This is a genomic window from Burkholderia sp. HI2714 (assembly GCF_002223085.1).
Lineage (GTDB): Bacteria > Pseudomonadota > Gammaproteobacteria > Burkholderiales > Burkholderiaceae > Burkholderia > Burkholderia lata_D.
Window position 1 is genome coordinate 106,056 of sequence record NZ_NKFM01000029.1, and the last position, 24,674, is coordinate 130,729.

Consider the following 24,674-nt stretch of genomic DNA (forward strand, 5'->3'; position numbering starts at 1 on the left):
GGCGCAAGGCCGGGCGGCGCCCATGCGCACCGGCTACAATGACGGTTTTCCCGTCTTCGCCGGTCTTTCGCCCATGTCTGCGACTCCTCTCGCCGCTTCCGTCCCGCTCGACGCGCCCTACACGCGCGGCGCCGCACTGCCTGCGCTGCTCAAATCGCGCATCCTGATCCTCGACGGCGCGATGGGCACGATGATCCAGCGCTACAAGCTCGACGAAGCCGCGTATCGCGGCGAGCGCTTTAAGGATTTCCCGCGCGACATCAAGGGCAACAACGAACTGCTGTCGATCACGCAGCCGCAGATCATCCGCGAGATCCACGACCAGTACTTCGCGGCCGGCGCCGACATCGTCGAGACCAACACGTTCGGCGCGACGACCGTCGCGCAGTCCGACTACGAGATGGAAGATCTCGTCGTCGAGATGAACCTCGAATCGGCGAAGCTCGCGCGCGAAGCGGCCGAGAAATACGCGACGCCCGACAAGCCGCGCTTCGTCGCGGGCGCGATCGGGCCGACGCCGAAGACGGCCAGCATCTCGCCGGACGTCAACGATCCGGGCGCACGCAACGTCACGTTCGACGAGTTGCGCGCGTCGTACTACCAGCAGGCGAAGGCGCTGCTCGACGGCGGCGTCGACCTGTTCCTCGTCGAGACGATCTTCGACACGCTGAACGCAAAGGCCGCGCTGTTCGCGCTCGACGAGCTGTTCGAGGACACCGGCGAGCGCCTGCCGATCATGATCTCGGGCACCGTCACCGATGCGTCGGGCCGGATCCTGTCGGGCCAGACGGTCGAGGCGTTCTGGAATTCGCTGCGCCACGCGAAGCCGCTCACGTTCGGCCTGAACTGCGCGCTCGGCGCGGCGCTGATGCGCCCGTACATCGCCGAGCTCGCGAAGCTGTGCGACACGTACGTGTCGTGCTACCCGAACGCGGGCCTGCCGAACCCGATGGCCGAGACGGGCTTCGACGAGACGCCGGACGTCACGTCGGGCCTCCTGAAGGAATTCGCGCAAGCCGGGCTCGTGAACCTCGCGGGCGGCTGCTGCGGCACGACGCCCGAACACATCGCCGAGATCGCGAAGGCGCTCGCCGACGTGAAGCCGCGCCGCTGGCCGAACCAGTACAGCGACAACGCCTGACCCGACCGCCCCACGTCCTTCATCACCAGAATTCGCACCGCCATGACCGATCACATGATGCGCCTTGCCGGCCTCGAGCCGTTCAACGTCACGCCCGGAACGCTCTTCATCAACGTGGGTGAGCGCACCAACGTCACCGGCTCGAAGGCGTTCGCACGCATGATCCTCAACGGCCAGTTCGACGAGGCGCTCGCGGTCGCGCGCCAGCAGGTCGAGAACGGCGCGCAGGTGATCGACATCAACATGGACGAGGCGATGCTCGACTCGAAGGCGGCGATGGTGCGCTTCCTGAATCTCATCGCATCCGAGCCGGACATCGCGCGCGTGCCGATCATGATCGACTCGTCGAAGTGGGAAGTGATCGAAGCGGGCCTGAAGTGCGTGCAGGGCAAGGCGATCGTCAACTCGATCTCGCTGAAGGAAGGCGAGGACGCGTTCCGCCACCACGCGCACCTGATCCGCCGCTACGGCGCGGCGGCCGTGGTGATGGCATTCGACGAGCAAGGCCAGGCCGATACGTTCGCGCGCAAGACCGAGATCTGCAAACGCTCGTACGACTTCCTCGTGAACGAAGTCGGCTTCCCGCCGGAAGACATCATCTTCGACCCGAACATCTTCGCGGTCGCGACCGGCATCGAGGAGCACAACAACTACGCGGTCGACTTCATCGAGGCAACCCGCTGGATCAAGCAGAACCTGCCGTACGCGAAGGTGAGCGGCGGCGTGTCGAACGTGTCGTTCTCGTTCCGCGGCAACGATCCGGTGCGCGAGGCGATCCACACCGTGTTCCTGTACCACGCGATCCAGGCGGGGATGGACATGGGCATCGTCAACGCGGGCCAGCTCGGCGTGTACGCCGATCTCGACGCGGAGCTGCGCGAGCGTGTCGAGGACGTGATCCTGAACCGCCGCGACGATTCGACCGACCGCCTGCTCGAGATCGCCGACAAGTTCAAGGCGGGGGGCGCGAAGAAGGAAGAGAACCTCGAGTGGCGCAACCAGCCGGTCGAGAAGCGGCTCTCGCATGCGCTGGTGCACGGCATCACGAACTTCATCGTCGAGGATACCGAAGAAGTGCGCGCGAAGATCGCCGCGGCCGGCGGCCGCCCGATCAACGTGATCGAAGGGCCGCTGATGGACGGGATGAACATCGTCGGCGACTTGTTCGGCCAGGGCAAGATGTTCCTGCCGCAGGTCGTGAAATCGGCGCGCGTGATGAAGCAGGCGGTCGCGCACCTGATCCCGTTCATCGAGGAAGAAAAGCGCCTGCTCGCGGAAGCGGGCGGCGACGTGCGCGCGAAGGGCAAGATCGTCATCGCGACCGTGAAGGGCGACGTGCACGACATCGGCAAGAACATCGTGTCGGTCGTGCTCCAGTGCAACAACTTCGAAGTGGTCAACATGGGCGTGATGGTCCCGTGCAACGAGATCCTCGCGAAGGCGAAGGTCGAGGGCGCGGACATCATCGGGCTTTCAGGCCTCATCACGCCGAGCCTCGAGGAAATGGCGTACGTCGCGTCCGAAATGCAGCGCGACGACTACTTCCGCGTGAAGAAGATCCCGCTGCTGATCGGCGGCGCAACGACCTCGCGCGTGCACACGGCCGTGAAGATCGCGCCGCACTACGAAGGCCCGGTGGTCTACGTGCCGGACGCGTCGCGCTCGGTGTCGGTCGCGTCCAGCCTGCTGTCCGACGAAGGCGCGACGAAGTACCTCGACGAGCTGAAGTCCGACTACGAACGTATCCGCGACCAGCACGCGAACCGCAAGGCGCAGCCGATGGTCACGCTCGCCGAGGCGCGCGCGAACAAGACCAAGGTCGACTGGGCGGGCTACCAGCCGGTGAAGCCGAAGTTCATCGGCCGCCGCGTGTTCAAGAACTACGACCTGAGCGAGCTCGCGCAGTACATCGACTGGGGCCCGTTCTTCCAGACCTGGGATCTCGCGGGCCCGTACCCGGCGATCCTGAACGACGAGATCGTCGGCGAATCGGCGCGGCGCGTGTTCTCCGACGCGAAATCGATGCTCGCGCGCCTGATCCAGGGCCGCTGGCTGACCGCGAGCGGCGTGATCTCGCTGCTGCCGGCGAACACCGTCAACGACGACGACATCGAAATCTACAGCGACGAGTCGCGCTCGGAAGTGCTGCTCACGTGGCGCAACCTGCGCCAGCAGAGCGTGCGTCCGGTGGTCGACGGCGTGATGCGGCCGAACCGCTCGCTTGCCGACTTCATCGCGCCGAAGGAATCGGGCGTCGCCGACTACATCGGGATGTTCGCGGTGACGGCCGGCCTCGGCGTCGACGCGAAGGAAAAGCAGTTCGAAGCCGACCACGACGACTACAGCGCGATCATGCTGAAGGCGCTCGCCGACCGCTTCGCGGAAGCCTTCGCGGAAGCGATGCACGCGCGCGTGCGGCGCGAGCTGTGGGGCTACGCGAGCGGCGAGACGCTCGACAACGATGCGCTGATCGCGGAAAAGTACGCGGGCATCCGCCCGGCACCGGGCTATCCGGCCTGCCCCGACCACCTCGTGAAGCGCGACATGTTCGACGTGCTGCGCGCGGACGAGATCGGCATGAGCGTGACCGACTCGCTGGCGATGCTGCCGGCCGCGAGCGTGTCGGGCTTCTATCTCGCGCATCCGGACAGCACGTATTTCTCGGTCGGCAAAATCGGGCAGGATCAGCTCGAGGACTATGCGCAGCGCATGGCGCTGTCGCTCGACGACGCGCGCCGCGCGCTCGCGCCGCAGCTGTAACCGCGTCGACTGCGGCGACGCGCCGCTTCCATCGCCACGCGCCCCGATCCAGGGGCGCGTCGCACAACGGCGTGATTCCTCAGGATACCTAATCTCAATAATCGAGATCGAAATCCCTGCAACGCCGAGCTTTCGGGCCAACGCGCGTGGGCGACATGACACGCCCTTCTCCCTAAATCATTCCCGCCATGTCGACCTTCGAGATCCGGATCACCGAAACGCCCGCGGACAGCGCGAGTCCGTTCCCGCCGACGATCTACCGCGGCGAGCGCTGGGATCTGAGCCATCTGCGTCCATTGACATTCACCTGCGATCTGGAAACCGGCTTCGACGTGACGGTTCTGGTCCTGTTCTCCTGTCACTGCTTCACACGCAGCTTCAAATGGGACGGACGCACCCGCGACGCCATTCCGGACGACGAGATCTACGACGACGGCCGCGAGACACGCGTGCTCTGTGCGGACCGGTATCGCGCGTCACGGCAGCTGCTGCGCGGCGTGATCGTCGGGCTGGCGACGCGCCGGATCGTCGTCGCGGATGAACGGCAACCCAATTTCGTCACGGTGGAAGCGGTCGCATCGGACGGCACGCACCGCGTGTATGCCGTGTTCTTCGAGGTTGCGAAGGACAGGATCAGGAAACGCCGGCTCATCCTGCGCGTGCAGTCGGCCTACATGCTGGATGGCGGCCTGAACCGGCGCCAGCGGGAAGCCCGGAAAGTCGCGTTGCGCACGTTGCTGCGCGCAAGCCTGGAAGGCCGCAAGATCCGGGCGTAGAAAAACCAACGGCCGCCTTTCGGCAGCCGTCGCATGCGGGACTCTCTTTTCCGTCTTTCGACGAAATACCCACTCCAGGTGGGACCCGATTGCTCGGGCGGCGCTATGTTTTCGCACCCGCTTTCACATAGTCTTGCATTGAATTATAAGGAATTTCACCTTTCGGTCAAGGCAGGCGCCGCGCTCCCACCCCGATTTCGCGGCCGCCGTCCGGTCGGCGCGAATTTAATCAGACAAATGAAAAAGCCCGCTCGAACGCGGGCTTTTTGCTGTCCGGCGAACCGTTCGATCCGCCAGGCAACGAAGCTCAGAAGCCCCAGTGCACGTCGGCTTCGCCGGCTTTCGCTTCGCGCAGCATCGTCAGGAACGGCGCAACGCGCTGTGCCAGGCTCGCCGGCACTTCGTGGTGCGCGTGGTCGGCATCGTCCTCGTGGAAATGGCCGGCGTGCTCGGCGCGCTCCTGCTTCGCCTGCGCCACCGCGCCTTCCAGCTTGGCGATCGCGTGGTCCAGCTCGTCGTGCGTAATCACACCGCGCTCGCCCAGCTGCTTGCCGACGAGACCCAGCACATACACGGCGAAATCCTTCAGCACGTCGAGATCCTGTGCCGCCTTGCTCTTGAACGTAATCATGACAATTCCCTTTTCATCTTGTTGTGCCTGCGCGGCGCGGTTGGGGAACGCCGGCAGACCGGCGTCCGGCCTCGCGGACGCGGGCCGCCTGAGCGGCATATTAGCACCTGTTAAAATTCTGCGATCCCTGAAACGCGCGCTTAAAAAGCGCGCCGGCGGGCCGGCGTTTCCGGCCGCCACCAACGAAGCCTTCTACCAGCATGCTGCCAGCACACAAACAGACCCTCGAAGCCCTGCTCGCGGATAGCGTCAAGCAGGTCGCACACGCGCTGAAAGGCGCCGACGCGGCATCCGTCGCCCCCGTCATCACGCTGGAGCGCCCGAAGGTCGCCGCGCACGGCGACGTCGCGTGCAACGTCGCGATGCAGCTCGCGAAGCCGCTCGGCACGAACCCGCGCCAGCTCGCCGAGCAGATCGTCGCCGCCCTCACCGCCCAGCCGGGCGCGCAAGGCCTCGTCGAAGCCGCCGAGATCGCCGGCCCTGGCTTCATCAACCTGCGCCTGTCGGCCGCCGCGAAGCAGGCGGTGATCGCCGCCGTGTTCGACCAGGGCCGCGCGTTCGGCACGTCCGATCGCGAGAAAGGCAAACAAGTGTTGCTCGAATTCGTGTCGGCGAACCCGACCGGCCCGCTGCACGTCGGCCACGGCCGCCAGGCCGCGCTCGGCGACGTGCTCGCGAACGTGATCGCGAGCCAGGGCTACGCCGTGCACCGCGAGTTCTACTACAACGACGCGGGCGTGCAGATCGGCAACCTCGCGATCTCGACGCAGGCGCGCGCACGCGGCCTGAAGCCCGGCGACGCGGGCTGGCCGGAAGCCGCGTACAACGGCGAATACATCGCCGACATCGCACGCGACTTCCTGAACGGCGAAACGGTCGCCGCGTCGGACGGCGAGCCGGTCAAGGGCACGGGCGACGTCGAGGATCTCGACGCGATCCGCAAGTTCGCGGTCACGTACCTGCGTCGCGAGCAGGACATGGATCTGCAGGCATTCGGCGTGAAGTTCGACCAGTACTACCTCGAGTCGTCGCTGTACAGCGAAGGCCGTGTCGAGAAGACGGTCGACGCGCTGATCAAGGCCGGCATGACCTACGAGCAGGACGGCGCGCTGTGGCTGCGCACGACCGACGAAGGCGACGACAAGGATCGCGTGATGCGTAAGTCGGACGGCACGTACACGTACTTCGTGCCGGACGTCGCGTACCACGTGACGAAGTGGGAGCGCGGCTTCACGAAGGTGATCAACATCCAGGGTTCGGACCACCACGGCACGATCGCGCGCGTGCGCGCCGGCCTGCAGGGCCTGCACATCGGGATCCCGAAGGGCTACCCCGACTACGTGCTGCACAAGATGGTCACAGTGATGCGCGACGGCCAGGAAGTGAAGATCTCGAAGCGCGCGGGCAGCTACGTGACGGTGCGCGACCTGATCGAATGGTCGGGTGGCGCGGCGGCAGGCCAGGAAGCGGCGCCCGACCTGATCGACGAAGCGACCATCACGCGCGGCCGTGACGCGGTGCGGTTCTTCCTGATCTCGCGCAAGGCCGATACCGAGTTCGTGTTCGACATCGACCTCGCGCTGAAACAGAACGACGAAAACCCGGTCTATTACGTCCAGTACGCGCACGCGCGGATCTGCTCGGTGCTCAACGAGCTGAAATCGCGCTACAACGTCGACGTCGCGCAACTGCCGGGCGCCGACCTGTCGCAGCTGACGAGCGCGCAAGCGGCGTCGCTGATGCAGAAGCTGGCCGAGTACCCGGACATGCTCACGCACGCGGCCAACGAACTGGCACCGCACGCCGTTGCGTTCTACCTGCGCGACCTCGCTGGCGAATTCCACTCGTTCTACAATGCGGAGCGCGTGCTGGTCGACGACGAAGCGCCGCGCAATGCGCGCGCCGCACTCCTCGCCGCGACGCGGCAGGTGCTCGAGAATGGTCTGGCGGTGCTCGGCGTGTCCGCGCCCGCCAAGATGTAACGCAGCAAGCGGCCCGAACCGGGCAGCGAATGGCTGCGGCAGGAGCGCCCGCCGTCGGTTGCCCGCCGCCGGGCGCCCGTCGCAGCCTTTTCACGATTCTTTTTGCAGGTGACTCAAGCAATGGCACAACCACGCCGAACTTCGAAGCAATCGAAACAAGCCGGAGGGACATTTCTTGGAATCGTGCTGGGCCTGATCGTCGGCCTCGCGATCGCCGTGGTGGTGGCGCTCTACATCACGCGTTCCCCGTCGCCGTTCGTATCGAAGGTCGCGCCGCCGCCGGCCGACAACGGCGCGAGCCAGCCGCAGCAGTTCGATCCGAACCGCGCGCTGCAGGGCAAGACGCCGGGCCAGCCGGTGCCGCAGGCCGCGCAGCCCGCACCGCCGAACACCGCGCCCGGCCAGGCCGCGAACCAGACCCAGGGCGGCCTGCTACCCGAACCGCAGATCGTCGAAGTGCCGCCGCAGGCCAACGGGTCGAGCGGCTCGAACAACACCGGCAGCTCGAACAACACGACCGCGTCGAACAATACGTCGTCGAGTAACGGCGTCGCCGTCGCGCCGAAGCCGGCCGACACCACGCCGCCGCCGAAGAAGACGCAGCAAGCGCAGCAGCAACAGCAGCAACAGCAGCAGCAGCAAGGCGGCGAGGACGACCTCGCCCGCTTCGCCGCGCAGAAGCAGGCGCAGCAAGCCGCCGCGCAAAAGCAGCAACAGCAGCAACTGGCCGCGAACACGCCGAAGCCGAACTCGTCGGCCACGGCCGCCGCGGCAGCGAAGCCGCCGACCGCGAACGACGCGAATACCGGCTACTTCCTGCAGGTAGGTGCGTACAAGACGGAAGGCGACGCCGAGCAGCAGCGCGCGCGCCTCGGCTTCCAGGGCTTCGAGTCGAAGGTGTCGAAGCGCGATGTCAGCGGCGTGACGTATTTCCGCGTGCGCGTCGGCCCGTTCTCGAAGTTCGAGGATATGAACTCGGCCCGCCAGCGCCTGTCCGATGCAGGTGTCGACACGGCGGTGATCCGTTTCACGAAGCAGTAAGCAACCGGCCGAGCCCACTCAGAACCCGTTACGTCCCGTAACCCGAGCAACTGATTCGACGTTCACAACATGAAAAAACTGCTTAGCACGCTCCTTCTTTCCCTGGGCCTGGCCGCCGGCCTCGCGCAGGCTTCGCCCGCCGCGCCGGTCGCCGGCAAGGACTTCGAGGTGATGAAGTCGCCGCAGCCGGTGTCCGCACCGGCCGGCAAGGTCGAGGTGATCGAGTTCTTCTGGTACGGCTGCCCGCACTGCTACGAATTCGAGCCGACGATCGAGGCCTGGGTGAAGAAGCAAGGCAACAACATCGACTTCAAGCGTGTCCCGGTCGCATTCCGTGACGATTTCGTCCCGCATTCGAAGCTGTTCTACGCGGTGTCCGCGCTCGGCATCTCCGAGAAGGTCACGCCGGCGATCTTCAACGCGATCCACAAGCAGAAGAACTACCTGCTGACGCCGCAGGCGCAGGCCGACTTCCTGGCCACGCAAGGCGTCGACAAGAAGAAGTTCACGGACGCGTACAACTCGTTCAGCGTGCAGGGCGAAGTGAACCAGTCGGCCAAGCTGCTGAAGGACTACGCGATCGACGGCGTGCCGACGGTCGTCGTCCAGGGCAAGTACAAGACGGGCCCCGCCTACGCGAACAGCATCCCGGGTACCGCCCAGGTGCTCGACTTCCTCGTGAAGCAGGTTCAGGACAAGAAGCTCTGATCCCCGCCCGCGCGCCGGCATGACTACTCCGCTGAAGGTCTTCATCACCGGCGCATCGAGCGGCCTCGGCCTCGCGATGGCCGAGGAATACGCCCGCCAGGGCGCCACGCTCGCGCTCGTCGCGCGCCGCACCGATGCCCTCGAGGCGTTCGCGCGGCGCTTCCCGACGCTATCCATCTCCGTCTATTCCGCCGACGTGCGCGACGCCGATGCGCTCGCGGCGGCCGCCACGTCGTTCATCGCGACGCACGGCTGCCCCGACGTCGTGATCGCGAACGCAGGCATCAGCCAGGGCGCCGTCACGGGGCAGGGCGATCTCGCGACGTTCCGTGACGTGATGGACATCAATTACTACGGGATGGTCGCGACGTTCGAGCCGTTCGTCGGCCCGATGACGGCCACGCGCCACGGCACGCTGGTCGGTGTCGCGAGCGTGGCCGGCGTGCGCGGGTTGCCCGGTTCCGGTGCATACAGCGCGTCGAAATCGGCCGCGATCAAATACCTCGAGGCGCTGCGCGTCGAGCTGCGGCCGGCCGGCGTCGGCGTCGTGACGATCGCGCCCGGCTACATCCGCACGCCGATGACCGCGCACAACCCGTACCGGATGCCGTTCCTGATGGACGCCGACCGCTTCGCGGCGCGTGCGGCCCAGGCGATCGCTCGGCAGCACGCGTTCCGCGTGATTCCGTGGCAGATGGGCGTCGTCGCGAAGGTGCTGCACGTGCTGCCGCGCTGGCTGTACGACCGCCTGTTCGAGAAGGCGCCGCGCAAGCCGAAGGCGGGCGCGCACTGACGCTCCGGTGAGCGCCGGCCCGCGTGAAGCTTCGCGGGCCGTCTCTCCGTCTCTCCGTCTCTCCGTCTCTCCGTCTCTCCGTCTCTCCGTCTCTCCGTCTCTCCGTCTCTCCGTCTCTCCGTCTCTCCGTCTCTCCGTCTCTCCGTCTCTCCGTCTCTCCGTCTCTCCGTCTCTCCGTCTCTCCGTCTCTCCGTCTCTCCGCCTCTCCGCCTCTCCGCCTCTCCGTCTCTCCGTCTCTCCGCACCGACGCCTGGCCGCTTCGCCACTTCGATTCGCGGCACGCCCGCACCGCCCCCGACGCGCTGCCGCCCTGCCTCCCCGGTCCCAGCGATCTTCCGCCCGCAGCCTCCTTCGCCCCACTCGCCGCCCCAACACCCGTTCCGTCGCGAACGCAGCCGTTTTTCGGTCAATTCGCCGCGTTCAGGCGCTTTTTTCACGCGTCGCGCGCTTTGACGGTATGCTATTCGCCAGCCGCGCCGGCCCTGTCCGCTTCCGGGCCGCGCCCGCATCCCGTCACCCAGCAAAAAACACAAGCCACGTGGGAGATCCTATGCAGGTCAAGCTGTTCGCCGCGGCCACGCTCGCCGCCGCCCTCGCCGCCCCCGGCCTCGCCGCCGCCAAGCCGCTCACCGTCTGCACGGAATCGAGCCCGGACGGCTTCGACGTCGTGCAGTACAACTCGCTCGTCACGACCAACGCCTCGGCCGACGTGATCTTCAATACGCTCGTGTCGTACGACGAAGCCGCGAAGAAAGTCGTGCCCGCGCTCGCCGACAAATGGGACGCGAGCGCCGACGGCCTCACGTACACGTTCCACCTGCGCCCGAACGTTGCGTTCCAGACCACCGACTATTTCAAGCCGACCCGCGCGCTCGACGCGGACGACGTCGTGTTCACGTTCTCGCGGATGCTCGACGATGCGAACCCGTGGCACAAGGTGGCCGGCGCGAGCGGCTTCCCGCACGCGCAATCGATGGGCCTCGTGAAGCTCGTGAAGTCGGTCACGAAGGTCGACGACAGCACCGTGAAGTTCGTGCTGAACGAGCCGAACGCGACGTTCGTGCCGATCCTGACGATGGGCTTCGCGTCGATCTACTCGGCCGAATACGCAGACCAGTTGCTGAAGGCCGGCAAGCAGGCCGACCTGAATGCGAAGCCGGTCGGCACCGGCCCGTTCGTGCTGAAGAGCTACACGAAGGACGCGCTGATCCGCTACGACGTGAACCCGACCTACTGGGGCACGAAGCCGAAGGTCGACCGGCTGATCTATGCGATCACGCCCGATCCGTCGGTGCGCCTGCAGAAGGTGAAGGCCGGCGAATGCCAGATCGCGCTGTCGCCGAAGCCGCAGGACGTGCTCGCCGCGAAGGGCGAAAGCGCGCTGAAGGTCGCGCAGACGCCCGCGTTCATGACCGCGTTCGTTGCACTGAACACGCAGAAGAAGCCGCTCGACAACGACAAGGTACGCGAAGCGCTGAACCTCGCGTTCGACCGCGCGACCTACCTGAAAGTCGTGTTCGACAACACCGCGACGGCCGCGAACAACCCGTATCCGCCGAACACGTGGAGCTACGCGAAGGACGTCGCGCCGTATGCGTACGATCCCGCGAAGGCGAAGCAGTTGCTCGCGCAGGCCGGCTTCCCGAACGGCTTCTCGACGACGATCTGGACGCGCCCGACCGGCAGCGTGCTGAACCCGAACCCGAAGGTCGGCGCGGAGCTGCTGCAGGCCGACCTCGCGAAGATCGGCGTGAAGGCCGAGGTCAAGGTGATCGAATGGGGTGAGCTGATCAAGCAGGCGAAGCTCGGGCAGCATGACATGCTGTTCATGGGCTGGGCCGGCGACAACGGCGATCCGGACAACTACCTGTCGCCGCTGTTCAGCTGCAATGCGGTGAAGTCGGGCATCAACTTCGCGCGCTTCTGCGACACGCAGCTCGACAAGCTGATCGCCGACGGCAAGTCGACCGCCGACCAGGCCAAGCGCGCGAAGCTGTACGAAGCCGCGCAGAAGATCATCCACGACCAGGCGCTGTGGATTCCGCTCGGCTATCCGACCGCGGCCGCGCTCACGCGTACGAACGTGAGCGGCTATCACGTGAGCCCGTTCGGACGGCAGAACTTCACGTCCGTCGCCGTGCAGTAACGCGACCCTCGCGCGTGGCGCGCAAGCGACGGTGCGTCGGGCCGTCGCTTGCGGCCCGCGCGCCGCGCTTGCTACACTGCGCGCCTATTCCTCATACCGGACGCCAGCCAAATTGAACAACTAAGCCTTCCCAAAATGTTTTCGCCGCCGTGCCACGCACGCCGCGCGCGAAGGTCTTCACGCATTTTCGGAGGTGCTTATGGCTGCTGCCACGCCCACCGGCGCGCTCGTCGCGCTTCATCACGTTTCCTTCCGCTTCGACGACGGCTTCACGCTGTTCGATTCGCTCGACCTTTCCATCGATCGCACGCCAACCGGCATCGTCGGCCGCAACGGCATCGGCAAGAGCCAGCTCGCGCAATTGATCGCGGGCCGCTGCGCACCGAGTTCGGGGACGATCACCCGGAATACGCCAGTCGTCTACGTCGCGCAGCAGCACGACGACGACGTCGCGACCGGCCCGCGAACCGTCGCGCAAATCGCCGCGCTCGACGCACCGCTCGGCGCGCTCGCGCGTCTCGCCGACGGCCGCGCGGAACCGCACGACTTCGACCTGATCGGCGATCGCTGGGATCTCGCGGAGCGGCTGCGCACCGCGCTCGACGCAGCCGGCCTGCACGACGTGCAACCCGACACGCCCGCGCAGGCACTGAGCGGCGGGCAGCTCGCGCGCGTCGCGCTGATCGGCGCGCTGCTGTCCGGCGCGGGCCTGCTCGTGCTCGACGAACCGACCAACCACCTCGACGCGCCGGGCCGCGCATGGCTACGCGCGGCGCTCGACGGCTGGCGCGGCGGCCTCGTCGTCGTGAGCCACGACCGTGCGCTGCTCGCCGGCGTGCAGCGCATCGTCGAGCTGACGCCACAAGGCGTGCGCGCGTATGGCGGCAACTACGCGCTCTACCGCGCGCAGCGTGACGCGGAACAGGATGCCGCGCAGTCCGCGCTCGACAACGCGCGTGCCGAACGCGGACGCGTCAGGCGCAGGCTCGAACAGGAACACGACACGATCCAGCGCCACGCGGCCGCGTCGCTGCGCGACGCGAAGACAGCCAACCTGTCGTCGATGGCAAAACAGAGTCGCAAGGGTGCGGCGCGCAGCATCATGGGCACGGTGCGGCGCCACCAGAACGAATTCAAGGCGACACTCGACGAACGGGTCCAGGAAGCAGCCGCGCGCGTCGAAGCCGATGCGCCCGTGCTCGTATCGCTGCCGGGCACCGAGGTCAGCGCGCGCCGCCAGCTGTTCACGTTCGAACGCGCACGACTACCGTGGCGCATCGCCGGCGATGCCGACGCGATCACGTGGTCGGCGAGCGGCCCCGTGCGCATCGCGCTGACCGGCCCGAACGGCTGCGGCAAATCGACGTTGCTGCGCATGCTCGCGGGCGAGCTTTCGCCGCGTTCGGGCGCGTGCACGACACACGTGAGCGCCGCGTATCTCGACCAGCGGCTCGCGCTGCTCGATCCCGATCGCTCGATCGTCGAGCAACTGGGGCTGCTCGATACGCCGCTCGCCGAAGGCGACCTGCGCAGCCGGCTCGCGCTGCTGCAGCTCGACGCGGTGCGCGCGACGCAGCCGGCACGGCAGCTGAGCGGCGGCGAACGGCTGAAGGCCGCGCTCGCGTGCGCGTTGTGGCGCGGCACGCCCGCGCAACTGCTGCTGCTCGACGAGCCGACCAATCACCTCGATCTCGAATCGGTGCGGGCGATCGAAGCCGCACTGGCGGGCTTCCCCGGCGCGATCGTGGTCGCGTCGCACGACACCGCGTTTCTCGCGGCGCTCGATCCGACGCACACGATGCAATGGCATCGCGACGGGTGGCGCTACGAACCCGTCGCGTGATTGGCGCTTACGATCACTTATCTGCGCGCGCACCGCCCGAAGCGCCGAATTGCTGCCTGAAGAGCCGCTCCGATTCCCGCAAGCCGTCCTCGGTCAGAATGACGGATTTCGCTTTGTTGATCGGGTCGCCGATCAACCCGCGCGCGTGCAATCGATTCAGCACATCCCGATCAAAGCCTTTCCATGCGCGATTGCCGTCGTGCAGCGTCAGATGCAAGAGCGCGAGGACGGTGTCGTCGACTGCATGCAGATCGATATTCATTTCCATGCCCTCCGATGCTTGTCAGCCGGATCACGCGTCGAGCTTCCCGAGCAGCTTGATGAAATTGCGCTTCGCACGGTAGGTCTTGCGAATCGCTTCGAGTTCGTCGTCGAATACCGTCTGCTGGCGATGCGCAACGCGCAGCGCACAAATTTCGCGCACGACGCCGAACGCCTCGTCGTATCGTGCGCTGCCCGCGCCATGGTCGAGCGCGAACGGCAGATAGCGGTGATACAGCGCGATCGCGTCCTCGGGATGCGTCTTCGCCCGCGCAGCGGCCAGCGCCGGCCATACGAGGGCTTCGACCGGCCCCTCCTGGAACGCGGCCCACGCTGCGTTGTCGTCCCGCTCCGCAAGCAAGAGCTTCACCAGCTCGGTGCGCGGCGGCGGCGCCCAGCGCCGCGCGCCGGTGCGGGACGCGCCCGCTGCTTCGCGCTCGCGGGCAAGCGTCTGCAGATGCGAGATTGCGCGCGCCTTCACGGTAGCGCCTCGCCCCGTCCGCTTCGCGACCTTCATCAATGAACGGAAGGCGTCGACCGTCGGATGGTACGCGAAGCGCTGCCACGCAAGTTCGTCCGCCCGATCGAACGCGCGCCGGCGCAAATGCTCGTCGATGCAGAAACCCATCAGTCGATCGTCGTGCTGGCCCTTCATTTCACGCATTCCGCGTTCGGCCCACGCAAGCCCTTCGTCGAAGCGCCGATGCTCCGCGCACAATTCCGCGATCTGCGCGTATCGATACGAGGCCGACAGGTCCGTCGACCAGATGCGTATCAGCGCGTCGACGTCACCGTCATGTTTCGCGAGCGTCTCCATCGCATGCTCGAGATTGTGGCGCACCACGTCATGCACGTACTCGTCGCGCTTGTTCAGCGGCCGCACTGGAAGCGCCGCCCAACTTTCCTCGACACGTTCCCGATAGCGGCCCAATCCCGCGTCGCCCAGCACTTCTGTATAAACCGGCAGTACATCCCGGAACGTATCCCACCGGCCGCGAACCTGCAGGCCGAACAGACGATCGGCCAGCTTGACCGGATCCGGCCTCGTCTGGATGCATGCATCGAGATGCAGGCCGGCCAGCTCGCCGATGCCGGGCGCCACGCTACCGTCCGAGTCGTCGATCTGTTCGAGGCTGGCTTCCGCATCGGCGATCGCGAGTTCGGCCAGTTCGACGACCTGCGCGGCATGGGGACCGGCCAACTGCCGGCGCAACATGTCTGCAAGCTCGAACAGCTGTTCTCCGAACACGTGCGCCTCGTCCCAGCCCAGCGGCCGCGACACGCGGGCCATCTGCCGGACGGCGGCGCGCAGGCTCGTGGTGTCGCCGGCCTGCGCCGCACGTGCGTCGAACAGCAGCCTGTCACGCAACGATCGGTCGCGCTCGGCCGCGTCGAGCAGCCAGCGGCGCAGCGCTTGCTCATCGAGCGTCTCCAGATGGTCGCGAATCAACTCCGCGTGGGTCTTGCGCTTGCGCCGCGGCTTCGACGGCTCGCGCTCCGCTTCGTGAAAAACTTCCGCGCCGCTATTTTCGAGCCACGACAACGCGACGGCCACCGCATGCTTGCAGAACGCGCCTTCGTCGCCTACCGGACAACTGCATGCGTAATCCAGTGCGCCGTCATCGCCCACTGCAAGCTCGACGTGATAGCGATACGTGCCGCGCACGGTAGCCGATACCGCTGCGTCGCGCTCCGTCAGCCGCGAGACGACGCCATCGTGATAGTAGGCGTTGCCGCGCTCGAAGGATTTCGGGTCGGCCAGCGCCCGGATTGCCGGGAGCGTGATGAGGTCGGCGAGGATGACATTGCGAGGCATGGATCGCTACGAGTGGTCAGATCGAGCCGGAAATTGTATAAAAGCGCGACGTGCACCCGCGCACGTGCTCACTGCCGGGTGAAGCGGATCACGCCATCAGCGCCCTCCACACGCGTCAGCTCGCCCGCGAGCCACAGCAGGTTCAGGTGCGCGAGCGCCTCGCCGAGCGCGAACGTCATCTGGTGGATGTCGAGCTCGCGGCGACGGAACATGATCGGCACGATGTCGGCTGCGCTCATCGGCTTTTCCGCGCACGCGACGCGTACTTCGGCCAGGCGCGCGTCGTGGTGTTCGCGCAGCTGCGTGATGCGCGTGCGCACGCCGCGGAACGGCTTGCCGTGCGACGGCAGCACCAGCGTCTCGGGCGCCATCGTCTCGTAGCGGCCGAGCGACTGCAGGTACAGCGCGAGCGGGTTCGCTTCCGGTTCGAGGTCGAACACGGACACGTTCGTCGAGATGCGCGGCAGCACCATGTCGCCGGAGATCAGCACGCCGTCCGCTTCGCTGTGCAGCGCGCAATGTTCAGGCGAATGGCCGAAGCCGGTCACGACGCGCCACGTGCGCGCGCCGATCGTCACCGCGTCGCCTTCGCGCAGGCGCCGGTAGCGCGGCGGCACGGCCGGCACGAGATCCGAGTAGTAGTTGCGACGGTTGCGCAGCTTGTCGAGCGCGGCCGGATCGGTCAGCCCATGGCGCGCGAAGTGGTCGGCGGCGGCCGCGCCGCCCGCGTTCGAGCCGTTGCCGGCCGCCATCAGGCAGCCGAACATGTACTCGCCGAGCGTCATCCACAACCGCACGTTCCAGCGGCCCTTGTCGCCGCCTTCGCACAGCCAGTTCGCGAGGCCGAAGTGATCGGGGTGGCAGTGCGTGACGAGCACGCGCAGCACGGGCAGGCCGTCGAGATGCGTATCGAAGATCTGCTCCCAGTGCGTGCGGATCGCCTCCGACGCGATCCCGCAATCGACGATCGTCCAGCCGGCCTGCCCGTCGATCTCGTCGCGCAGCAGCCAGAGGTTGATGTGATCGAGCGAGAACGGCAGCGGCATGCGCAGCCAGCGCACGCCGGGTGCGACCTCGAACGTGTCGCCCGCGGCGGGCAGCGTGTCGGCGAAGGGATAGTCGAGTTGGTGTTCCAGTGCGTTCATCGGTGGGGCGTCTCGTCGTTATCGGTGCGATTGCGCGCCGGCGGCAGGCCGCGGCGGGGGTTCCGTGGATTCTATCGCCGTCCCGGGGAACGCGTGCCCGGCGGCTTGCCGCCCGTCAAAAAAAGTTCGTGCCAGAATCGGTTCCGTACCCGTATCTTTACGCGAAGATGCACCGAACGGCACCCAACGGTGCGCAACCCGCCGTCTGCCGGCCGGCCGTGCCTCGCCGCAAAGCCCTTGAACCGCCCGCTTGGGCGCTAAAATGGCGAGTGCTTACAGCCCCTCCCGAACGAGCCTGCACGCGATGAATCACTTCCCCAAACTGCTGTCCTCGCAGATCGGTTTCGACGTCGCGCAGACGATGCTCGAAAACTTCGACCGCCACTACCGGATCTTCCGCGAGGCGGCCGTCGAGGCGAAGACGCTGTTCGAGCGCGGCGACTGGCACGGGCTGCAGCGGCTCGCGCGCGAGCGGATCACGTCGTACGACGATCGCGTGAAGGAATGCGTCGAGGTGCTGGAAGACGAATACGACGCGGAGAACATCGACGACGAAGTGTGGCAGCAGATCAAGCTGCACTACATCGGCCTGCTCACGTCGCACCGGCAGCCCGAGTGCGCGGAGACCTTCTTCAATTCGGTGTGCTGCAAGATCCTGCACCGCTCGTACTTCAGCAACGATTTCATCTTCGTGCGCCCGGCGATCTCGACCGAGTATCTGGAGAACGACGAGCCGGCCGCGAAGCCGACCTACCGCGCGTACTATCCGGGCACCGACGGGCTCGCGGCCACGCTCGAGCGGATCGTCACGAACTTCCAGCTCGAGCCGGCGTTCGACGATCTCCCGCGCGACATCGCATGCGTGATGGACGCGATCCACGACGAATTCGGCCATTTCGACGAAGCGCCGAATTTCCAGATCCACGTGCTGTCGTCGCTGTTCTTCCGCAACAAGAGCGCGTACATCGTCGGCCGCATCATCAACGCCGACCGCGTGCTGCCGTTCGCGGTGCCGATCCGCCACGTGCGTCCGGGCGTGCTCGCGCTCGACACCGTGCTGCTGCGCCGCGACCAGCTGATGATCATCTTCGGCTTCTCGCACTCGTATTTCCTCGTCGACATGGGCGTGCCGTCCGCGTACGTCGACTTCCTGTGCACGATCATGCCCGGCAAGCCGAAGGCGGAGATCTACACGTCGGTCGGCCTGCAGAAGCAGGGCAAGAACCTGTTCTATCGCGACCTGCTGCACCATCTGTCGCATTCGAGCGACCGCTTCATCATCGCGCCCGGGATCAAGGGCCTCGTGATGCTCGTGTTCACGCTGCCGTCGTTCCCGTACGTGTTCAAGATCATCAAGGATCAGTTCCCGCCGCCGAAGGAAACGACGCGCGCGCAGATCATGGAGAAGTACCAGCTCGTGAAGCGCCACGACCGCCTCGGGCGGATGGCCGACACGCTCGAGTATTCGAGCGTCGCGCTTCCGCTCGCGCGGCTCGACCACGCGCTCGTGCGCGAGCTGGAAAAGGAAGTGCCATCGCTGCTCGAATACGAGGACGGCAATCTCGTGATCGAGCACCTGTACATCGAGCGCCGGATGACGCCGCTCAACCTTTATCTGCAGAACGGCTCCGATGCCGACGTCGAGCACGGCGTGAAGGAGTACGGCAACGCGGTGAAGGAGCTGATGAAGGCGAACATCTTCCCCGGCGACATGCTGTACAAGAACTTCGGCGTCACGCGCCACGGCCGCGTCGTGTTCTACGACTACGACGAGATCGAGTACCTGACCGACTGCAACGTGCGCCGCGTGCCGGCGCCGCGCAACGAGGAAGACGAGCTGTCCGGCGAACCGTGGTATACCGTCGGCCCGCATGACATCTTTCCGGAGACCTACGGGCCGTTCCTGCTCGGCGACCCGCGCGTGCGCGACGTCTTCATGAAGCATCACGCGGACTTTTTCGATCCCGCGCTGTGGCAGGCCAGCAAGGACAAGCTGATCCAGGGCGAATTGCCCGATTTTTATCCGTACGACACCGCGCTGCGCTTTTGCCTGCGCTACCCCGCGCGCTTCGGCGCGACGGACCAGAACGAGGGCGCAGGCGACGCGCAGCGCGCCGCCTGACGCCCGCTGCACCGCACCGATTGCGGCCCGATTTCCGCCAACGGAATCCACACCGATGAACCCCCAAGACAATCCGCTTTCACACCTGTTCGACAACAACGACGCCTGGGTCAAGCAAAAGCTCGAGGACGACCCGCAATTCTTCGCGCGTCTGGCCCACCAGCAGGCGCCGGAGTATCTGTGGATCGGCTGCTCGGATTCGCGCGTGCCCGCGAACGAGATCATCGGCCTGCCGCCGGGCGAAGTGTTCGTCCACCGCAATATCGCGAACGTGGTCGTGCACAGCGACCTGAACTGCCTGTCGGTGATCCAGTTCGCGGTCGACATCCTGCGCGTGAAGCACATCATGGTCGTCGGCCACTATGGCTGCTCGGGCGTGAACGCCGCCCTGCTCAATCGCCGCGTCGGCCTCGCCGACAACTGGCTGCATCACGTGCAGGACGTGCGCGAACGCCACACGGCGCTGCTCGACGCATGGCCGGTGGGCGAAGCGCGCTATCGCCGCCTGATCGAGCTGAACGCGATCGAGCAGGTGGTCAACGTGTGCCGCACGACGATCGTCAACGACGCGTGGGCGCGCGGCCAGTCGCTCACCGTGCACGGGCTCGTGTACGGCGTGCACGACGGCCGGATGCGCAACCTCGGGATGGCCGTGTCGAACTTCGAAGCGCTCGACGAGACCTACAAGCGCTGCGTGGCCGCGCTCGTCGCCGGCGGCGAGCACGCCCCGGACAACGACATGATCGCGGCGGATGCCGCACGGCTCGAAGGCATCGCGCAGGCAGTCGCCGCCACGCTGAAGCCGTGCGACGACGCGAAGTAACACCACGGCCTGCGCGGCGGTCGCTACGCAGGCGTGCAGCCGTGCCACCCATCGAACGGATCTGACACCGGCGCTGCCGCCACGGCGGCGCCAAGCAAAGGAGCGACGGGCATGAAAACCGCATTGATCGTCGGTGCATCGCGCGGCCTCGGCCGCGAATTCGTCCGCCAATACCGGCGCGACGGCTGGAACGTGATCGCCACCGCGCGCGACGACGCGTCGCTCGACGCGCTGCGCGCGCTGGGCGCGCAGGCCCATGCGCTCGACATCACGCAGCCCGAGCAGATCGCGGCGCTCGGCTGGAAGCTCGACGGCGAGCGGCTCGATGCGGCCGTGCTGGTGTCGGGCGTGTACGGGCCGCGCACCGAGGGGGTCGAGACGGTCACCGCCGAGGATTTCAACGCGGTGATGCATACGAACGTGCGCGGGCCGATGCAGTTGCTGCCGATCGTGCTGCCGCTCGTCGAGGACGCGCGCGGCGTGCTGGCCGTCGTGTCGAGCCGGATGGGCAGCATCGCCGAGGCGACCGGCACGACCGGCTGGCTGTACCGCGCGAGCAAGGCCGCGCTGAACGACGCGCTGCGCATCGCGTCGCTGCAGACGCGCCACGCCGCGTGCATTTCGCTCCACCCCGGCTGGGTGCGCACCGACATGGGCGGCGCGCAGGCCGCGATCGATCCGGAAACCAGCGTGACCGGCATGCGCCGCGTGATCGCCGAATCCGCGGCGGACGTGTCGCAGGCAAACGGCCGTTTCTTCCAGTACGACGGTATCGAGCTGAGCTGGTAGGCCGCCGACAACTTTGCGTCGTTAATTCACGTTTCGCATGATTTTGAACCGACCTGACGCGTGCCCGTGCGGCGGCGCGTCCCCCGCTCCCGCCGGCAAAGCCCCGGCGCCCCGCTATGCGGCCTGCTGCGGCCGCTTCATCGACGGCGGCGAAGCCGCGCCGACCGCACTCGAGTTGATGCGCTCGCGGTACAGCGCATACGTGCTCGGCGCGACCGACTACCTGCGCGCGACCTGGGCCGCGCGCACCTGCCCGCCCGATCTCGACACCGACCCCGAAGCGCCCGACGCGCCGCGCTGGCTCGGGCTCGCGGTCAAACGCCACGCGCCGCTCGACGAGCGGCACGCGGAGGTCGAGTTCGTGGCCCGCTACAAGGTCGGCGGACGCGCTTACCGGCTCCACGAGACGAGCCGTTTCGAGCGCGACGAACAGGGTTTCTGGCGCTACGTCGACGGCGAAGTCAGTGAACGCTGACAAATAGTTGCTGTGTCAGACGCCGGGTAATTCCCGCATTGCACAACCCCATTTTGTCCGGCTACGATGACCTCGAATTGGTCATGTTGCATGGCAGGGCTTACGAATGGCGTTCAGCAAGGTATTGGTGGGATGGATGGCGGCGTGTGCGCTGTCGGCCGCTCAGGCCGGTACGCTGCCGAGCGCCAATACGGGGTCGGGTGCCGGCGCCAGCGGGTCGCTCGCCCACGCCGAACGCTTCGACTACGCCGATTCGAACCTGCCGCAGGTCGCCGCCGACCTGAACGAGCAGATCCTCCGCATTCCGGCCGACGCATCGGGCACCGTCACGCTCGAGGCCACGCTCTTCAAGCCGAACGGGCCCGGCCCGTTCCCGCTCGTCGTCTTCAACCACGGCAAGAACACCGGCGATCTCCATCAGCAGCCGCGCAGCCGGCCGCTCGCGTTCGCGCGCGAATTCGTGCGCCGCGGCTATGCGGTGATCGCGCCGAACCGCCAGGGCTTCGCGGGGTCGGACGGTTCGTACCAGCAGGAAGGCTGCAACGTCGGCAAGAACGGCCTCGCGCAGGCAGCCGACGTCGACGCGACGGTGCGCTACATGTCGCACCAATCGTACGTCGATGCGTCGCGCATCGTCGTCGCCGGCACGTCGCACGGCGGCCTCGTATCGGTCGCGTACGGCACCGAAGCCGCACCGGGCGTGCGCGGCATCATCAACTTCTCCGGCGGGCTGCGCCAGGACCTCTGCGACGGCTGGCAGAAAAACCTCGTCGACGCGTTCGACCAGTACGGCGCGCACACGGCCGTGCGGTCGCTGTGGCTGTACGGCGACAACGATTCGGTGTGGACGCCCGGGCTCGTCGCGCAGATGCACGGCGCGTACGTTTCGCACGGCACGCAGGCCCAGTTCATCGATTTCGGCCGCTACAAGGACGACGCGCACCGGCTGATCGTCGATCGCGACGGCGTGCCCGTGTGGTGGCCGGCGGTCAACGCATTCCTCGCGCAGTTGAACCTGCCGACGTCGGTGCGCTATGCGGTCGCGAACCCGCACGAACCGAAGGCGAGCGGCTATGCGTCGATCGACTCGGTCAACGCGGTGCCGTATGTCGACGATGCCGGCCGTGAAGGCTATCGCCGCTTCCTGAACCAGCATCCGAGCCGCGCGTTCGCGGTGTCGTCGGAAGGCGCGTGGTCGTGGGCCGAAGGCGGCGACGATCCGATGGCGCTCGCGCTCGACAACTGCTCGAAGCAGGGCGCAGGTTCGTGCCGGCTGTATGCGGTCAACGACCGGGTCGTGTGGAACGGCGCGACGCAGACGGCCGACAACGACGACAGCAACGCACGCGACACCGGCACGCCGGCGCTGGCTTCGCGCTGACGCAAGCCCGTCATTACCTTCCCTCACCCGCCACGCCGAGACCATCGCAGCGCCTCACTCATCGCTTGCGCTCGTAAAATCGAGCACAAGCCGCATAACGCTCGTTTTGACGAGCATCCAGCTTGAATTCATGTCGTCATGATCTATCATGATCGTTATTTCGATCTCTATCGACATAACGATCGATTTTACGAACATGAAGGTCAATCAAGCCGCTGCCGCCAGCCCAACCGTTCTCGCGGAAGCCGCCCGCGTTGGCGAAGCGCTCGCCCGTCTGCGCGTTTCGCGACGCGTTCAGCAAAACGAGGCGGCCACCCGTGCCGGGCTCTCACGCAATACCGCCTATCGCATCGAGAAAGGCGATCCTGGCGTCGCCCTCGGGCAGTGGCTTCGGTATCTCGACGCGATTGCGCCCGGAACGACCCTGCTGGAACTCCTCTCCGGAACGGACCCGTCGCTCAAGGCTCAAGCAGCCCGCGAACGCGGCCGTCGTGTGCGCTCGCTCACTGACAATGAACTCAAGGATCTGGACTTCTGATGGCTGCCGTCGTCAAAAGACTCGCGGTGTTTGCCTATCTCGACGATGACTGGGCGCCCGCCGGCCTGCTTGAAATGACCGAAGACGGCGTGAGCCTGCAGGCGTCGAGCTTCGCATACGGCTTGCGCTATCTCGGCCGGCCCAACGCCATCGAAATCGACCCGGTAAGCCTGGGCCTCGCAAGAAAGGACGAGATACGCGGCAAGATGAACTTTCCGGCGGGCGGATTGACGCAGTTCGGCGGTATTCGCGACGCCGCGCCCGATGCATGGGGGCGACGTGTCATCGAAGCCAAGCTCAGGGCCAAAGCCAACGCGCTGCCCGAGTCCACCTATCTCCTGCACGCCGGCAGTCAGCGGATCGGCGCGCTCGATGTTCGGGAAAGCCTGGACACGCCTCCCAGCCCGCAGGCGGGCAACGGCCTACTCAACCTCGAATACCTGGTCGATTCGGCGGCGCGCATCGAGGAAGGCGAGATCGTGCCCGCCGAACTCGAGGCCATCTTCGTACAAGGGAGCGGTCTCGGCGGTGCTCGCCCGAAGGCGACGGTGCGAGACGAAGACGGCGTGTTGTGGCTGGCCAAATTCCCGAGTCTCGGCGATCGGTTGAACCTGACGGTCATCGAAGAAGCCACGCTTCGTCTAGCGGCACGGTGCGGCATTCGGGTACCGCCCACCCGCATCGTCGACGTGGGAACCCGTCAGGTCATGTTGATCCGCCGATTCGATCGGTACTGGACCCACCCCGAATTCGACACCCTTCGCGGCGACGACGCGTTATACCTGCCCCCCGGCGGCGGAACGACCGAGCGAAGACTTCCCTTCGCGAGTGCGTTGACGCTGGTCGGCTGTTCCGAGATGGAATCGATGACGAAAAGTTACCAGGACGTCGCCCACGCGATCCGGCAGCATGGACACATCGATGCCATTCGCGCCGACAACCGGGAACTGTTCAAGCGGATGGTATTCAACATCCTCGTGAGCAACGACGACGACCACCTGCGCAACCACGGATTCATCCACGACCCCCGCCTCCCCGGCTGGCGCCTCAGCCCGCTGTACGATGTCCTGCCCCGGCCGAGTAGCGCGCACGAGCGCTATCTGCACCTTGGCATCGGGCCGCAAGGCCGGCTCGCGACGCTGGACAACGCGTTCGACGCCCGGGATGCGTTCGGTCTTTCGAAAACGGATGCCGGACTCGCGATTGCGGAAGTCTGGCAACCGACCCGCGAGTGGAAGACGTATTTCGAGGAGCGCGGCGTGCCCGGCAAGGAAATCGACAAGATCACGCCAGCGTTCCGCCACATCGATCACGTGTCCCACCCGACACTGCGCAAAGCGTTGCCCTGACCTCACCTTCCATCGGCGTCCGTCCCGGCGCCTTGCCATGCATGGCCCCCGTCGATCGGGCAACGCGAGACGCTGGATCGTTCGATCTCCCAGTGTCGCCACAACCACCCATTTCATCATTCCCCATATTTCTGCGCCGTCACGCCCCCGCCCG

Annotated in this window: 20 protein-coding genes; 16 read left to right on the top strand and 4 right to left on the bottom strand. The window is 66.4% G+C overall.

Annotated elements, in window-relative coordinates:
- Window positions 1-73: 73 nt before the first annotated feature.
- The 3 genes from CFB82_RS16265 (at window position 74) to CFB82_RS16275 (ending at window position 4,677) form a co-directional block, all read left to right on the top strand.
- Window positions 74-1,141: a homocysteine S-methyltransferase family protein gene (locus CFB82_RS16265; protein ID WP_069248980.1), complete on the top strand. Its 1,068-nt coding sequence runs from the start codon at window positions 74-76 to the stop codon at window positions 1,139-1,141.
- A 42-nt stretch (window positions 1,142-1,183) separates the two neighbouring features.
- Entirely contained in the window at window positions 1,184-3,901 is a 2,718-nt protein-coding gene (metH, locus tag CFB82_RS16270) for a methionine synthase (RefSeq protein WP_069248981.1), read from the top strand.
- A gap of 188 nt (window positions 3,902-4,089) precedes the next feature.
- A complete protein-coding gene (locus tag CFB82_RS16275; protein WP_069248982.1) occupies window positions 4,090-4,677 on the top strand; it encodes a hypothetical protein in 588 nt (195 codons plus the stop codon).
- 307 nt (window positions 4,678-4,984) lie between these two features.
- Here CFB82_RS16275 and CFB82_RS16280 read toward each other — a convergent pair whose 3' ends face one another.
- Window positions 4,985-5,308 carry a DUF1840 domain-containing protein gene (locus tag CFB82_RS16280; RefSeq protein WP_069248983.1) on the bottom strand — a complete coding sequence of 108 codons (324 nt, stop codon included), beginning with the start codon at window positions 5,306-5,308 and terminating at the stop codon, window positions 4,985-4,987.
- Window positions 5,309-5,508: 200 nt separating this feature from the next.
- Between CFB82_RS16280 and argS the strand changes: the two genes are divergently transcribed.
- From argS to CFB82_RS16315, 6 genes are all read left to right on the top strand, one after another.
- On the top strand, window positions 5,509-7,290 hold the full coding sequence (gene argS, locus CFB82_RS16285) for an arginine--tRNA ligase (protein WP_069248984.1): 1,782 nt from the start codon (window positions 5,509-5,511) through the stop codon (window positions 7,288-7,290).
- Window positions 7,291-7,410: 120 nt separating this feature from the next.
- Window positions 7,411-8,331 (top strand): SPOR domain-containing protein, encoded by a 921-nt coding sequence (locus CFB82_RS16290; RefSeq protein WP_089484646.1) that lies wholly within the window; start codon window positions 7,411-7,413, stop codon window positions 8,329-8,331.
- 69 nt (window positions 8,332-8,400) lie between these two features.
- The gene (locus CFB82_RS16295) at window positions 8,401-9,039 is read left to right on the top strand and encodes a thiol:disulfide interchange protein DsbA/DsbL (protein ID WP_069248986.1); all 639 of its coding nucleotides are present in this window, start codon (window positions 8,401-8,403) and stop codon (window positions 9,037-9,039) included.
- A 19-nt stretch (window positions 9,040-9,058) separates the two neighbouring features.
- Entirely contained in the window at window positions 9,059-9,832 is a 774-nt protein-coding gene (locus tag CFB82_RS16300; protein ID WP_069248987.1) for an SDR family oxidoreductase, read from the top strand.
- 550 nt (window positions 9,833-10,382) lie between these two features.
- Complete coding sequence (locus CFB82_RS16310; protein WP_069248988.1) at window positions 10,383-11,978, top strand: ABC transporter substrate-binding protein; 1,596 nt, start codon at window positions 10,383-10,385, stop codon at window positions 11,976-11,978.
- Between the two features lie 199 nt (window positions 11,979-12,177).
- Window positions 12,178-13,821 (top strand): ABC-F family ATP-binding cassette domain-containing protein, encoded by a 1,644-nt coding sequence (locus tag CFB82_RS16315; RefSeq protein WP_089484647.1) that lies wholly within the window; start codon window positions 12,178-12,180, stop codon window positions 13,819-13,821.
- Window positions 13,822-13,834: 13 nt separating this feature from the next.
- On the opposite strand, the gene CFB82_RS16320 is transcribed toward CFB82_RS16315, so the two are convergent.
- The 3 genes from CFB82_RS16320 to CFB82_RS16330 form a co-directional block, all read right to left on the bottom strand.
- Window positions 13,835-14,083 carry a DUF6429 family protein gene (locus tag CFB82_RS16320; RefSeq protein ID WP_179255410.1) on the bottom strand — a complete coding sequence of 83 codons (249 nt, stop codon included), beginning with the start codon at window positions 14,081-14,083 and terminating at the stop codon, window positions 13,835-13,837.
- A gap of 30 nt (window positions 14,084-14,113) precedes the next feature.
- Window positions 14,114-15,898: an SWIM zinc finger family protein gene (locus CFB82_RS16325; RefSeq protein WP_069248991.1), complete on the bottom strand. Its 1,785-nt coding sequence runs from the start codon at window positions 15,896-15,898 to the stop codon at window positions 14,114-14,116.
- A 68-nt stretch (window positions 15,899-15,966) separates the two neighbouring features.
- Window positions 15,967-17,043: an MBL fold metallo-hydrolase gene (locus tag CFB82_RS16330; RefSeq protein ID WP_069248992.1), complete on the bottom strand. Its 1,077-nt coding sequence runs from the start codon at window positions 17,041-17,043 to the stop codon at window positions 15,967-15,969.
- 304 nt (window positions 17,044-17,347) lie between these two features.
- Between CFB82_RS16330 and aceK the strand changes: the two genes are divergently transcribed.
- The 7 genes from aceK to CFB82_RS16370 all read left to right on the top strand — a co-directional run bounded on the left by aceK (window position 17,348) and on the right by CFB82_RS16370 (window position 24,520).
- Complete coding sequence (gene aceK, locus CFB82_RS16340) at window positions 17,348-19,165, top strand: bifunctional isocitrate dehydrogenase kinase/phosphatase (RefSeq protein ID WP_069248993.1); 1,818 nt, start codon at window positions 17,348-17,350, stop codon at window positions 19,163-19,165.
- A gap of 55 nt (window positions 19,166-19,220) precedes the next feature.
- Window positions 19,221-19,988, top strand: a complete 768-nt coding sequence (can, locus tag CFB82_RS16345) for a carbonate dehydratase (protein ID WP_069248994.1) — start codon at window positions 19,221-19,223, stop codon at window positions 19,986-19,988.
- A 111-nt stretch (window positions 19,989-20,099) separates the two neighbouring features.
- Window positions 20,100-20,777, top strand: coding sequence for an SDR family oxidoreductase (locus CFB82_RS16350; RefSeq protein ID WP_089484648.1), 678 nt, complete (start codon window positions 20,100-20,102; stop codon window positions 20,775-20,777).
- A 37-nt stretch (window positions 20,778-20,814) separates the two neighbouring features.
- A complete protein-coding gene (locus CFB82_RS16355; RefSeq protein WP_069248996.1) occupies window positions 20,815-21,252 on the top strand; it encodes a YchJ family protein in 438 nt (145 codons plus the stop codon).
- A gap of 106 nt (window positions 21,253-21,358) precedes the next feature.
- Window positions 21,359-22,633 (top strand): dienelactone hydrolase family protein, encoded by a 1,275-nt coding sequence (locus CFB82_RS16360; protein ID WP_089484649.1) that lies wholly within the window; start codon window positions 21,359-21,361, stop codon window positions 22,631-22,633.
- A 148-nt stretch (window positions 22,634-22,781) separates the two neighbouring features.
- Window positions 22,782-23,171 (top strand): helix-turn-helix domain-containing protein, encoded by a 390-nt coding sequence (locus tag CFB82_RS16365; protein WP_231937727.1) that lies wholly within the window; start codon window positions 22,782-22,784, stop codon window positions 23,169-23,171.
- The gene (locus tag CFB82_RS16370; RefSeq protein WP_069248998.1) at window positions 23,171-24,520 is read left to right on the top strand and encodes a type II toxin-antitoxin system HipA family toxin; all 1,350 of its coding nucleotides are present in this window, start codon (window positions 23,171-23,173) and stop codon (window positions 24,518-24,520) included. The genes CFB82_RS16365 and CFB82_RS16370 overlap by 1 nt, the downstream gene beginning before the upstream one ends.
- Window positions 24,521-24,674: the final 154 nt, after the last annotated feature.